This window comes from uncultured Tateyamaria sp. (assembly GCF_947494755.1).
GTDB lineage: Bacteria > Pseudomonadota > Alphaproteobacteria > Rhodobacterales > Rhodobacteraceae > Tateyamaria.
In genome coordinates, this window is sequence record NZ_CANLVZ010000031.1 from 1 (window position 1) to 12,985 (window position 12,985).

Below are 12,985 nucleotides of genomic sequence, written 5' to 3' on the forward strand. Positions count from 1 at the left end.
TGCTAACCGGTCAGAAGAGGACCAAAACCTGAACAGAGCTAACTTATAAACACGGACTCTCAGGGGAGCAGGTCAATGACCCTCTTTGGAAAGAGACGCCTTCATTGCGCACCAGAGATGACTGTCAGTTATGCACTCTCCAAGTAAATAGAAAACTGTCGCCAAGCGAACTGAGCAACTCAAACCCCACGCTTTCAAAAACCCGACGGCTGGCAACATTGCAGACCTTAATTTCAGCCTGGATGAGTAAAATTTCTGGGTGGCGTTGCGTGAAGAGATCGAGGGATTGGCGCAAACATGCCTTCGCCAAGCCATGGCCCCGCATCTCCGGATTCAGATTAATGGAAACAAGCGTCGACTGCTCTTGCATATCAAACCTGATCACGGCAGTTTTTTGCGCCGGGTTGTTAGTCGAACACAGTACCATGCAGCAACGATCATCTAACAGAACGCTTCTAAGCCACGCGCGATGAGCCTCCCATTTAATCGCATCAGTTGTATGGGACATGCGGCGTGTGAGGACGTCGTTGCGCCAGTGGAAGATGTCGGCGCTATCTTCGTCGGTTGCCAATCTAACATCTAGTCTTGGCATGATGGATACTATTTCTCCAGCAAGAACCAGGTAACGTCATCTTGTGGAGCCCAGTTATCGCGCTTGTAGATAAAACCGTAGTCAACAAGTTTAAGGCCATGAATATCCATCAAGTCGCCCGCGAAATCGCGTTTGAACAACCTGTTCTGATGTCCACGGTACGGGATCGCGACAGGAAACGGGTTGTAATACTCGCAAACCACAACATAGCGACGGCTCAGTTTGACCAGATTGTCGTAGACCATTGGCAGGCTTTCTGGATCAATATGAATCAGTACACCAGCGGTAAAGGTCAGATCCGCAGGCGAAAGCGTTACCGACTCGAGGATTGATCCTTGAGTAATTTCGGCCAAGCCAAGTGAGCGGGCCTTAGCCGCAGCAGCCTCATTAATCTCGACGCCTGCAAGTTGGAGATCTGAATTCAGATCATGTAGTGCCTGAAGATTCACTCCGATGTTGCATCCCAGCTCTGTCGCAGAGCCAATTGAATGAGCCGCGCGCAGGATTTGCGCCCACATGGCCGTCTTTGTTGGCAATAGCCGTCGTGAAGTATTGCGCGCGATGTAATCGTCACCAAATTCACCCGCCCAAAAGGCTTCCTGCTCGGTCTTGAATGTCATGCGGTATCCTTGGTTGAGTAGTTTGTGGTCGTGAACATATCCCGACTCACAGCCGTATTAGCCTTGATCGCCCTACTGGCCACGCTGCCGATGACGTCATCGAGATACTTTGGGGCCAGCCCATAGCCTGGACGAACGCTGCGTACCATATGCGCCCCAATAACTTCACCCAAGGCGATATTTTGAGTGAAATAAAGCGAACGCCTAAACTTTACGTTTTCGCGTTCTGATGACTTGCGTCCGTAGTCTGTGCGACCTACCGCATCCCAGGTCGTCTTTGCGTCTCTACACAACGCCGCGAGATCGTCTGGTTCAAGCGAAAAACTATCATCTGGGCCGCCACCATTACGATCAAGCGTAAGATGTTTTTCTACAACGACACCACCAAGGGCCACAGAAGCGACCGCGGTGGTATTGTCAATCGTGTGGTCGGACAGGCCCGTAAGCACGTCAAACCGGGTTGCCATATCAACCATCGTCATCAGGTTGTAGTCGGCAGGTGGTGCCGGATAGCCGGAGACACAATGCAACACAATCAGTTCTTTACAGCCGCCGGAGCGGGCAGCCGCAATAGCGTCCGCGACCTCCCCCTGATCGGCCATTCCCGTTGAGATGATCATTGGTTTGCCCTTGGCAGCCACATAGCGAATGAGCGGAAGATCAATGGCCTCAAAAGATGCGATTTTGAAAGCGGGTGCACCAAGATCCTCAAGAAAATCCACAGCTGTCATGTCGAAGGGGGAGCTGAACATAGTGATGCCCCGTGATCGTGCATGATCAAACAGCGTTTGATGCCATTCCCACGGTGTATGCGCCCACTCGTAAAGCTCATAAAGAGTTCGCCCCGCCCACAGACCGGAATCAATTTGAAACTCTGGCGCATCGGATGGCAGTGTTATCGTGTCGGCTCGGTAAGTCTGAATTTTGATTGCATCCGCGCCAGCCGCAACTGCCTTGTCGATGAGCAAAAGGGCTGTTTTGAGATCGCCGTTGTGGTTGGCTGACAGTTCCGCAATTATATAAGGAGGGTGACCTGGCCCGATAAGCCTGTCATCGATCATGATCTCTTTTTGTATCGCCATTCTGCTGCCCTTTAAATCTGTTCCTATGTGCGAACCACAGAGTTGTGATGCAGCTTATTGAGCACTGGGCGTATGTGGTCTCAGGCACTCTCTGCCCGGCGATCCAGCCACTTCGTTGTCACGCAAAGCAAAACTCCTTGCAAGCGCCTGGATCAGAGCGGCATCTCTCAGAGACCCACACGCGAAAGTTGCCAGCATTCACAACGTGTGTCTGCCGTTTCATGACATGTCTCTTATCACTTCAACAAGCCGTTCAACACCCCGGCCATCGCAAAGAGTACTCGAGGCGCAGGCCAGCGCGGCCAGCGCTCCGGGTTCGCGCATCTTCTCCAGCGCGGTCTCGAGGATCGCCTGCCAACCCGGCTCTTCGAGCGATCCAAGATAAATCGCAGCTCCGGCATCCGATAGCGCCCGTGCAGCTGGTATTTGATTTTCAGCAATGCTCAACATCAATGACGGCAAACCCACCACGCATCGCTCCCAAGCGGTGCCGCCAACGGCGCCAATCGCTAAATCGGCCTCGCTCATCAGCCGGTGCATGTCGGGAACGTCAGCCACAACCTCACATGCGAACGATAAGCCCTCCGCCTGAGCCTTTACAGAGCTGAGGTGCGGGGCCGTGCCGCCCAGAACCACCGTAACATTCAGATCAGAAGGAAGACTGAGTTGATTCATACAATCCAATACGGCGGCAGTCGAATTTTGCAAGTCGACTCCACCCATTGCAATCAGAACGTTTTGCAAAAGACGTGCGTTGCGAGTGGGCAGAACACTAGGGCGCATAACCGCAAAATCGGGCCGCAACACCGCATATTTTGGCCCCAAAAGTAACTGACAGGCGGGTGGGACATGAGCCACATAGTCTGCGGCCAACCGGCTTAGTCCTGTATCGACCAACACTGTTGCCAAGTGAGAGCGATTGGCCAGATCATCCATAACCAAGCAGCCCGCGTCCGCCAATCCTTGGGAGTACATTGCCTGCGCCTCCCATCGAACGTCCAGACCATAGTGATCGACCACAAGCCACTGGAACGATTGCGAAGAGAGCGCATCCGCTGACAACTGCGCATCGTCTTTCCAAGGAATGCCGGACCAAGTGTCATAGTCATGCGGTACGCTGAGCCCTTGATTGGGTGCGGGTAGCAGTGTCAAACTCATTCCCGATGTTCGAATAAGATCGCCCAAATGACCGGGCAGATCGGCACAGATAAAGTGACATTGAGTTCCGGCAGCGCGAAGCTCTTGAGCGAGCATCAAACATCGCATGACATGTCCCGCACCAATTACAAGCGAGCTATCGACCCGGAAAGCAACCTTTGGTATCTCAGCCATCGCCTTTGGCCATAAGCCGCAGTCGCATCAATTGGCGTGCGCGATCAAGATCTTCTGATGTGTCAATGTCAACTGCGCGTTCAAAGGGCATAACGTAGCCAGCCAATCGCTTTGGGTAAAAATTGGGTGCGGCAAGAAACTGTTCGGTGCGCGCCCACACAAATGAGCCATTCGCGGCAAGCACATCAGGGTAAGTCTGAGATTGCTGCTGGTTCTGTTCTGGCCAAAGCGCCTGTAAGTATCCATCCCGCTCGACGAGCGCCTTATAGGGGTGCATTGGATAATGCGAAACGCCCAACACAACATCTTGATTTACCAGTATCTTTGCGCTCGCGACGAGGTCGCTGGCTTCAATGAAAGCAGCCATGGGATAGACGAGACAAAAGGAGTCCGGAGCTGTTTCAGTTCGAAATCGTCTTGTCAGCAATTCAGCGCAAACCTCAGTGACTGGGGTTCGGTCGCCCGCGAGATCATCAGGGCGCATGTCCGCAGTCGCGCCCCACTGTCGTGCGATGTCAGCGATTTCCGTATCGTCCGTTGATACAATCACTTCTGTGAATATATCAGCGTTCAGACAAGTTTCGATAGCATAGGACAACAAGGGACGCCCACATAGGTCGACTATATTTTTGCGCGGAATACGCTTTGACCCGCCACGTGCTGGCAGCAAGGCAATGGGGGGGGGGGTTAGCGAACCCATTGTTACATCTTACCGCCTTTTCCGCCCCACTCTAGCATCTCACCCGCCTTAAAGTCGCGCGGGTAAGGCAAACCGATGAGCTTCTCCGTCACCTCATGGGAACTGACACCGTGACCAGGTCGTTTGAACTCCAGATCTATTTCCTGGATCGGCGCGCCCGCAGGCACATCATGCAGCAAATAGGCAGATTTATAGTAGAGCCGCGTGTCGCGGCGATCAATGCGTGTGGGCTCAATCACCGGCCGCCCAAGCGCGGTTTCGCAGCGGCGCACATTCGCGAGCCAGTCTTTGAATTCATCGGGTTCGTGCGCCTTCCAATGACCGTTGGCCGGTGTATTGCGCGACAGCGTCAGCCGCTTTTCAAGCACCTTTGCGCCCATGCCCACGCTCATGTAGTCAAGCCAATCGCTGCGTCCTTGCGGCGTGTATCCCGCAACCATGCCAAGCTGGTGATAGACCTCAAACGCGCGGAAGTTCATGTCTTCTTCCTCGGGCGTGTGAAAGTCATGCAGAACGATCAGAGGGCCGCCGCCCGCTTTACGATAGATATCTTCGAGCTTGAGCAATTCGTATTGCGTGATCGTGCCCGTGTCGAACATCAGCGGCTTGCCGTTTTCGGCCAGCATTTCAATCATCCGGCGATGGCTCAGGCTCCAGGTGCAGACCTTGTTGATGGTCAGCTCAAGTGCGTTGCACCGCGCGACTGCTCCCTCGTAGTGAGAGGTAATGATGATGTCTAAGCCATGGCTACGGGCAGTTGCCGTGATCTCGGCCCACTCATCATCCGAGTATTCGAGACCCTTGAACATTTCGAGCATGTTCTCAGTTTGCGGCCCACTTTTTAATGTCGGGTAGGTGTATTCGATAGAGTGGTCGCCAAGGAGCCGTTCGGCTTCGATCATCTGAAACTTCACCGCGTCGACCCCGATATCAGCCGCCGCCGCGATCAGTTGTTTGGCGCGCTCGAGATCGCCACCATTGGTCAGGCCAAGGTCAGCCATGATAAAGATCGGGCGACCTTCGCCGATTTCACGTTCTCCAATTTTGACGTGGGACATGTCGATCTCCTTATGGGGCAGCTTGCGCCAATGCTTGTTTTAAAGTCAAAACGACCTTGTCTTGCTCAGCCTCAGTTAGGTTGGGATGCAAGGGAATACTGATCGCACGCTGATAATATTCTTCGGCATTCGGAAAATCACCGACACTGAACCCTTGAGCCGCATAGTATGGCTGCAGATGCACCGGAATGTAGTGAAGGTTAACGCCGATACCGCCAGCGCGCATCGCTTCGAACACATGTCGGTGCCGCGCAGCATTCGCCTGGGGCAGCCGCACAATATAGAGGTGAAATGATGAATACGCCTCTGGTAGGCGGCCAGGAACGATCACAGGCAGGTCGGCCAACAATGCATCATAACGAGCGGCCAACCGGTTGCGCACCTCAACAAAGGTGTCGAGCCGGTCGAGCTGACTTAGCCCGAGTGCGGCCTGCACATCAGTCATTCGGTAGTTCCAACCAAGTGATACCTGCTGATAGTACCACGGACCATGAGATGGTGCATCCATCAGTTCTGCTTGGCGGGTGATGCCATGACTGCGGAAAAGGTCCATACGCGCGGCAAGCTCTGGAGCGTTCGTTGTCGCAACGCCACCTTCAGCAGTCGTGATGATTTTTACCGGATGGAAACTAAACACGGTGATATCAGAGTAAGCACATGTACCCACCGGCTTCCCATCGTATTGGGCACCGATCGAATGGCTCGCGTCCTCAACGACACTGATACCTTCACGGCTGCACAGAGCATGGATGGGCTCCATATCGGGTGATTGCCCGGCCATATGCACCGGAATAACGACCTTCGGCAGGCATTTCTGCGCCTTTGCCTTAGCAAGCTTTTTCTCCAATCCTTCGACGCACATATTGAAAGTCTCGGTGTCGATATCGACAAACTCAACATCGGCACCGCAATAGCGCGCGCAATTGGCTGAGGCGACAAAGGTAATCGGGCTCGTCCAGACGACGTCACCCGGCCCGACCCCGAGGGCAGCAACCGCAGCATGCAAAGCTGAGGTCGCAGAATTCATCGCAAGCGCGTGGGATGCTCCAACCCGGCTGGCTATCGCGTTTTCGAACTTCGGAATTACTGGGCCTTGGGTTAAGAAATCAGATCGCAATACGTCGACGACTGCGTCGATGTCCGCTTCTGAAATATCTTGGCGGCCGTATGGGATCACAGTGGCTTAGCGAGGGCTTCGCGATTTGCGTCTATCCAAGCGGCGAGCGTTTCAGGAGACATCCATTCAGAATTGTTGTCACTTGAATAAATGAAATCATCCGCCACTTTACGCCCGCCTTTGATACGCTCGGCACTCGAATGCCAAGCATGTATGGCCGGCAGAATTTTAAAGTAGTCGTCGTACTCGTACGTGTAGGGCGCGTCCTCAAGGCCAACCATCTGCTCGTGAATCTTCTCTCCCGGCCGGATTCCAACGATGTCATGAGAGGCGTTCGGCGCTATTACACGAGCCACATCAGTGACTTTCATGGAAGGGATTTTCCGGACGTATATCTCGCCACCGACCATATCCTCGAACGCGTGCCAAACGAGTTCAACACCTTCACGCAGGGTAATCATAAATCGCGTCATCCGCGCGTCGGTGATAGGCAAACTGCTCTCATTACGGCTGTTGTAGAAAAATGGAATGACAGAGCCGCGAGACCCCATGACATTTCCGTAGCGAACTACGGAAAATGCGGTATCGCGACTGCCAGCATAAGCATTTCCTGCCACAAAAAGCTTATCTGATGCCAACTTGGAGGCACCATAGAGATTGATGGGGCTCGACGCCTTGTCAGTCGAAAGCGCGACGACACCATTCACGCCGCGATCAATCGCAGCATCAATAACGTTCATAGCCCCGTTCACGTTAGTCTTGATACACTCAAACGGGTTGTACTCGGCGGTAGGTACGATTTTTGTGGCTGCAGCATGCACCAGATAATCGACCCCGTCACAGGCACGATAGAGCCGCTCGCGGTCACGCACGTCACCTATGAAGAACCGGACCCGTGGATCGTCCTTAAAGTCCTTCGCCATGTCCCACTGCTTCATCTCGTCTCGCGAGAAGATGATAATCTTCTTCACCTTGGTTTCCGCGAGGGTCATGGGGACAAACGTCTTGCCGAATGATCCTGTCCCGCCGGTAATCAAGATCGTGGCGTCATCAAATTTTTCGAGCATCTTTCGGGAATTCCGCTTTTACTGGCTGCCGCAATTTGCCGGATATGTCGCTGCGGCACAACAGCAAACTCAAGAGACCTGCGGCCCGCCAACTTTCAGATCGTAGTCTTGCCTGTCCGGGTCAAGTTCCCTATTTTTCAAGGCGTCGGCTGACGCCCGAATATTGCAGCTCCAAAAGGCGATTATGCATGGCTTTCCACCAAAATTCTCATATCCTAGGTGACGTATATAGCGGCGCAGGCTTCATCGCTCTCCTAAATGAACTGGAAGAAAAAATCAGGCCAGAACGGTGTGTAGTTGATGGGCTGAACTTCTGGCCGGTCTTGCGCTTTGAAATCAATTACTATCGCAAAACCAGAAAATCAGAACGCCGCGAGGCACCAATAGATTTTGTGGTGCCGCCACTCAAGAAGCGATGGAAAATGTGGCGCGCGCGCGGGGTGGCAGTTCAGCCTCAAGTGACGATTGATGCGGTCCAAAAGGCGAGATTGGAGGTGTTGCCCCGTGCAGACGTCATGTTTGCGAATTCTGCTGGCCAATACCTGCATACTATTTCTGGCTATGCAATTCAGCCGTTCACTGATGGGCTTCAGTACCTACTGCCGACCAATGACACACGCCATCTGACGATCGTTAACAAAGATCCCAGACGGACCGGCGAGGATTTTCTGATTTCGCCACACGTGTTGCCGTTAGAAGGCATCAAGTTGGCGCGGCACCTTAAGCGGCCGAAGCACCATGTTGATGCGGTTGCCCAACAGACGGTGCTCAAAAAGGTACAAAAGGTTAACAAAATACTAAGCATCTACGCGCCTGATCTGGTGCTTGACGAGGGGCGATGCTTGCAGCGGGTTCAGTCGGCCTTAATGTACACAAGCTACTTTGATCTGGTTCTGGAAAAAGTTCGTCCAAAGGTCATCTTTATGGGCAGTTTCACAGGTTCCCACTACATCTGCGCTGCGGGAAAGCGGCGAGGTATCCCGGTCGTTGATATCCAACATGGCGGTATGCACGCGCATCATCCGATTGCAGCCAATTGGCATCGCGTGCCACGCGGAGGGTACGAACTATTGCCGGATGTCTTCTGGTGCTGGTCGCAACGGACGGCAGACTTAATTGCAGCCACACTCTCCCCGGCTCACGGGACCGTTGTCGGCGGAAATCCAAAGACCGCTTTTGAGCGAGCCTGGTTTTCGTCTGACCAATCAGAACAGCCCCCTGTTGGGCGCGCTCAAGTTCTAGTCGCGCTTCAATATGGGGGTGACAAACTGATCCAGCCGCATATTTTGGATGCGTTTCGGCAGACGCGCAATGATATAGACTGGCACTTCCGGATGCATCCTATAGGTTGGGGACGCAAAGACGAAGCCGTCAAGACACTCGGAATCGATGAGGCCGACCTTGTGAAGTCAAGCCGTCTGCCGTTGCAAAATCAGCTTATGCAAATGGATCTGCTTCTGACCAACATGTCAACGATCGTCCATGATGCCTGCGATATCGGCCTGCCGGCAGGCGTATGCGCGGACGAAGGTGCCGCGTTCTTTGACGACCTGCTGAAATCAGGCGCGATCCGCCATCTGCGAGACTTAGACGAAATCTGCGCCACTATTCATGACCTTGATCTCAGCTGTCAGGCTCGACAGATAAGACGGGATCGTGCCTCGGCTCTGGGACAGGCCGCCGCAGCTGAGGTCAAGGCTGGCTATGACGCGATCCTAGCCCAGTGCGGTGCCAGATAACACTCACCCAGTGATTAGAGTTTTGGAAGAAGATCCGCGATGCGGGCGGTGATTTTCCGGTTCATCTCGTCCGCCAGTATCCAGTTGGGGTGATTGCTGTCGGTATAGAGCAATTGGCCAGACCTATGAGTTGTGCAAATTCCGGAAGCCTGGGCGTCACACAGAAAATCTTCCGGATAAATCCGATTGGCATCCGGTATGGAAAGGCCATCCAAGACAGCATAGGAACTTGCAGCGCGTGCCTCAAATACATGTCTGTCTATGTGTAAAGGTTCTTGTGTCATGACCCGTTGCATTTCGCCCGGTACACCCAAATGAATGCGCTCGAGAAAATAGCGCTGAGCATGTTGGCCGACTTCAGGCATCGGATAGACAACAATCAATTCCCCAACATCGGACAATTGCTGCAGTGTATTTTCTAAGTTTGCTTGGCGATCACCATCTATGAGGTGGTTGAAGGCCGCGCCCTCTTCGCGACGCCCTAGCCCGCCATCAAAACGCTCACCAGTGAGATAAACAGGCGTACGAGCAAAATAGACGATGATCGTCGGACGCGCCTGAGCGATGTCCTCTATGAACTTCAACCTTGCAAGTACGACATCTGGCTGACAATATTGCCTACCCTCTACTGAAAAGCCCAAAATGATCGGGCAGCCGCTCGATGTTAGGTGGCCAAAACCGCGCAGATCAAGTGGCTTCAGCTTGGCATAAAGATCATTGGCAAGACTGTCGGCATGGCTATCTCCGGTGAGGATCACCGTGGTTCGGGCCTCATCGTCTATCTCAAATAGGCAAAAATCTTCTACCTTGTTGTGACAGCGCTTTCCGTCGATGGCCAGCGAGCGATAGCCGGGTGGCTCGTTGAAGGTCCGCAATTGTTGGGGGACACGCTCAGGGAACCCATTGCTGGATAGGACGGTTGCGCACATACCAATCAATAACCCAGGCAATACGACCAGACTGCCAAGACCCAGTTTGGGACCGATTATGCGGTGATTGCGGAACGGTCGTTCGACAACGAAATAACTCGCAATGGACAAGACCACAGTCAGTGCGATCCAGATCAGTTTGTCAAACGTCTCTGGCGCTGAGTTGGCGGCCCGTCCGAAGGCGAAAATGGGAAAATGCCAAAGGTACAGCGAGTAGCTGAGCAATCCGATAGCAACTGCAGGGCGCGATGTCATAGTCAATCCTGCTGCCCCAGTTGTGGGTCCTGCAAACAAAATCGCGGCTGTCCCCAATACGACAGGTAGCGTGACCAGCCCGGGATGCCCCTCAATTGACGGCACCAAAAACAGCGGCACCACAATCGCCCCGATAAAAAACCAGCGTGGGATCGCCAGCAGCCACCTATCGGATCGCGGACACCCCTGAGACCCCAGAACTTCGCGATACGCCACCAAGGTTCCCAACAGCAGCTCCCAAGCGCGCGAAAATGGCAGGAAGAAATTTAGATCGGGATTTTCCTTCGCATAAATTACGGCGAACATGAAACTCGCACCGCAGATGACGCGCAGCCAGACAATCAGTTTGGGTCGTTGGTGCCTGAATAGAATGAGCAGTACGAGCGGAAAGATGAGGTAGAACTGTTCTTCAACAGCGAGGCTCCAAGTGTGCAGAAATGGCTCGAGCAATGCGTCATCAGCGCCATATTCTGTCGTCTCAAAGTAGAAGAAGAAATTGGAAACAAACAACAACGCCGCGATGATACTCGCGGCCAGATCAACAAAATCTTCTGGAAGTAGTGACGTCCAAGCAAAAAGAATTGTCGATAATCCAACCACAGTCAGGACAGGCAAGATACGCCTCACGCGCCTATCATAGAATGTGCCTATGCTGATCTTTCCCGTCGTCTTTAGTTCTTGCAGCAAAATCTTCGAAATCAGGTAGCCGCTGATGACAAAAAACACATCCACACCGAGAAAGCCCCCTGGTAGTAGGGGCCGCCCAAAAATTTCGAACTTGGCGTGATAAAGAATGACAGCCAGAACGGAAATCGCCCGCAACCCGTCAAGATCCCTGCGATAGGTCTTCAAAGATGGCCCTCTAACTGCTGTGTATTTGCCAAGTTGACTGGCTGGCGTGTCACAGCTTGCTAGCCCATGCCGCCCACTGCTTGACCCGGCGAGGCCGGGACCGCGCACGAATAATGTTGCGTCGTTTTCCAGGATCGACCGGTGTTGCACCGTGGGCAGTATCGGTCACAAAAAGAAAGAATGTCCCTGCTGGTCCGCCGGTCGAGACAACAGGAAAGCCCTTCTCTCTAATCTGGTTGACGATTTGACGATAGGGAACACCATCAAACATTGCATCTTCGCGAATGTATCGCGTCCATGCGGCGGTACCAACACCTGCGCGCATCGCACCGTGACCTTCGGTGGCATCTGTCACATACAGCCAAGATTTCAACGTCAGCTGTTTGTCCCAGTGCAAAGGCCCAGAAGCGGGTACATCAGTATGATCTGTCCATTGCACAAATAGATCGCTGTTGTAGTCAAAGGACTGCCCCGCGAAAAATTTCTGAGCAATCTCTTCCACGCTGCGCGAACCGAACAGGGCAGTCGTTTCTGGAAAACGCTCGACCGTGAGTGCGTCTCGCTGCAGTGAGAGTGCGAAAGAATTGGCTGGCGTATCCTCGCGTGCCACGACATCGCGCGCGAGGTCAGCACCATTCTGGATCAGATCTTGGTATTCACACTCGATCGCGACCAGTTGCTCTGCATCATAAATGCTGGGGAAAATCGCTAGTCCAAAAGTTCGCAGACATTCAAGGACTTCCGACTGCGACACCGGCCCGTCAAACGTGATCCGGTCGAGGAAGGCTTGTGCGTCCATCCCGAACGATTTCGCTCGGTCGATACGGGCCTGAACAGCCAGCAGCATCTCAGCGTCATCCGAGGGCTGCGTCGCAGTATTTGAATTGCCTTCGGCATCAGACGACTTGGGATCAGGCAAGATACGTTGCGCGAGAGGGTCTTGGAGCGCAATAGCGCCGCTCTTTGCCGATCTGCTGGACGTTGGTTCGTTCACCCTGCCGTTCTTGGCACCCAGTTTTTTTCTCAGTTTAGAAAGCAGCATTAGCAAGTCTCCGTATCTACATGGCGATCGCCAAGAGCCATATGTGAATGCGCTCCCGGCAGAACACAGTATCACCAAGTATATCGACCATCGTAGGTCAATAAACTCGACGAGGTCATGTCATTTCATGATGGCTTCTGCAAGGTTCTATGACGGCGTTTTCATTTCCTTTGTTCAGAAGACTCTTATTTTTGGATCGGCCCCTCTCGAGGCTGTTCAGCCTCCTGGTCACAAACCACCTTTGATGACGCTTGCCTAAACGAATATAAGGATGAGCTGTTGCAGCGGTCGCAGCATCTGGTCCGGTTTCAGGACGAGCATATTGAAGTGGTCCCATCTTTTCGGACAGGTTTGCAGCGTTTCTAAGGTGTATCGGGTTTAGGTTTCATGCTGCTTTTTGCTCTTCTAAGCCGGTCCAATATGCTTCGTCTGGCGTCTGCCGATCAAGCGCGGAATGTGGCCGCTCGATGTTGTAAAAGGCCATCCAGTTTTTGACGACCCTTCGGGCCTCGAAGCCGTACCGGATTGACCTGCTCCCCTGAAAAGTCCGGCATTTAGAGTTAGCCTGTTCTCCAACTGAGGAGACAGACGATGAAGAGA

General features: G+C 53.2%; 11 protein-coding genes and 1 pseudogene. 1 reads left to right on the top strand and 11 read right to left on the bottom strand.

The window, feature by feature from the left end:
* Nucleotides 1–124 precede the first annotated feature (124 nt).
* The 8 genes from Q0908_RS19945 to pseB form a co-directional block, all read right to left on the bottom strand.
* Complete coding sequence (locus Q0908_RS19945) at nt 125–592, bottom strand: GNAT family N-acetyltransferase (protein ID WP_299288949.1); 468 nt, start codon at nt 590–592, stop codon at nt 125–127.
* A gap of 8 nt (nt 593–600) precedes the next feature.
* Nucleotides 601–1,212 carry a pseudaminic acid biosynthesis-associated methylase gene (locus Q0908_RS19950; protein ID WP_299288951.1) on the bottom strand — a complete coding sequence of 204 codons (612 nt, stop codon included), beginning with the start codon at nt 1,210–1,212 and terminating at the stop codon, nt 601–603.
* On the bottom strand, nt 1,209–2,294 hold the full coding sequence (gene pseI / locus Q0908_RS19955) for a pseudaminic acid synthase (RefSeq protein ID WP_299288954.1): 1,086 nt from the start codon (nt 2,292–2,294) through the stop codon (nt 1,209–1,211). The genes Q0908_RS19950 and pseI overlap by 4 nt, the downstream gene beginning before the upstream one ends.
* A 219-nt stretch (nt 2,295–2,513) precedes the next feature.
* Complete coding sequence (pseG, locus tag Q0908_RS19960) at nt 2,514–3,626, bottom strand: UDP-2,4-diacetamido-2,4,6-trideoxy-beta-L-altropyranose hydrolase (protein ID WP_299288957.1); 1,113 nt, start codon at nt 3,624–3,626, stop codon at nt 2,514–2,516.
* Complete coding sequence (locus Q0908_RS19965) at nt 3,619–4,326, bottom strand: acylneuraminate cytidylyltransferase family protein (protein WP_299288961.1); 708 nt, start codon at nt 4,324–4,326, stop codon at nt 3,619–3,621. Before Q0908_RS19965 ends, pseG begins: the two co-directional genes overlap by 8 nt.
* 2 nt (nt 4,327–4,328) lie before the next feature.
* Nucleotides 4,329–5,384 (bottom strand): N-acetylneuraminate synthase family protein, encoded by a 1,056-nt coding sequence (locus tag Q0908_RS19970; RefSeq protein ID WP_299288964.1) that lies wholly within the window; start codon nt 5,382–5,384, stop codon nt 4,329–4,331.
* Nucleotides 5,385–5,394: 10 nt separating this feature from the next.
* Nucleotides 5,395–6,561 carry a UDP-4-amino-4,6-dideoxy-N-acetyl-beta-L-altrosamine transaminase gene (pseC, locus tag Q0908_RS19975; protein WP_299288967.1) on the bottom strand — a complete coding sequence of 389 codons (1,167 nt, stop codon included), beginning with the start codon at nt 6,559–6,561 and terminating at the stop codon, nt 5,395–5,397.
* Nucleotides 6,558–7,568, bottom strand: a complete 1,011-nt coding sequence (gene pseB / locus Q0908_RS19980) for a UDP-N-acetylglucosamine 4,6-dehydratase (inverting) (protein ID WP_299288970.1) — start codon at nt 7,566–7,568, stop codon at nt 6,558–6,560. Before pseB ends, pseC begins: the two co-directional genes overlap by 4 nt.
* A gap of 188 nt (nt 7,569–7,756) precedes the next feature.
* On the opposite strand from pseB, the gene Q0908_RS19985 reads away from it, so the two are divergent.
* Nucleotides 7,757–9,307, top strand: coding sequence for a hypothetical protein (locus Q0908_RS19985; RefSeq protein ID WP_299288973.1), 1,551 nt, complete (start codon nt 7,757–7,759; stop codon nt 9,305–9,307).
* A 14-nt stretch (nt 9,308–9,321) separates the two neighbouring features.
* On the opposite strand, the gene Q0908_RS19990 is transcribed toward Q0908_RS19985, so the two are convergent.
* From Q0908_RS19990 to Q0908_RS20000, 3 genes and pseudogenes are all read right to left on the bottom strand, one after another.
* A complete protein-coding gene (locus tag Q0908_RS19990) occupies nt 9,322–11,343 on the bottom strand; it encodes an acyltransferase family protein (RefSeq protein WP_299288976.1) in 2,022 nt (673 codons plus the stop codon).
* Between the two features lie 49 nt (nt 11,344–11,392).
* A complete protein-coding gene (locus tag Q0908_RS19995) occupies nt 11,393–12,385 on the bottom strand; it encodes a phytanoyl-CoA dioxygenase family protein (RefSeq protein ID WP_299288979.1) in 993 nt (330 codons plus the stop codon).
* A gap of 385 nt (nt 12,386–12,770) precedes the next feature.
* Nucleotides 12,771–12,896 (bottom strand): annotated as a pseudogene (locus Q0908_RS20000) (integrase core domain-containing protein); the annotation flags it as partial.
* Nucleotides 12,897–12,985 lie beyond the last annotated feature (89 nt).

Coding starts and splice junctions, on each gene's coding strand:
- Q0908_RS19970 (WP_299288964.1), bottom strand. CDS start 5,384: ATGTCCCACGTCAAAATTGGAGAACGTGAAATCGGCGAAGGTCGCCCG.
- Q0908_RS19965 (WP_299288961.1), bottom strand. CDS start 4,326: ATGGGTTCGCTAACCCCCCCCCCCATTGCCTTGCTGCCAGCACGTGGC.
- Q0908_RS19995 (WP_299288979.1), bottom strand. CDS start 12,385: ATGCTGCTTTCTAAACTGAGAAAAAAACTGGGTGCCAAGAACGGCAGG.
- Q0908_RS19950 (WP_299288951.1), bottom strand. CDS start 1,212: ATGACATTCAAGACCGAGCAGGAAGCCTTTTGGGCGGGTGAATTTGGT.
- Q0908_RS19985 (WP_299288973.1), top strand. CDS start 7,757: ATGGCTTTCCACCAAAATTCTCATATCCTAGGTGACGTATATAGCGGC.
- Q0908_RS19945 (WP_299288949.1), bottom strand. CDS start 592: ATGCCAAGACTAGATGTTAGATTGGCAACCGACGAAGATAGCGCCGAC.
- pseG (WP_299288957.1), bottom strand. CDS start 3,626: ATGGCTGAGATACCAAAGGTTGCTTTCCGGGTCGATAGCTCGCTTGTA.
- pseB (WP_299288970.1), bottom strand. CDS start 7,568: ATGCTCGAAAAATTTGATGACGCCACGATCTTGATTACCGGCGGGACA.
- pseI (WP_299288954.1), bottom strand. CDS start 2,294: ATGGCGATACAAAAAGAGATCATGATCGATGACAGGCTTATCGGGCCA.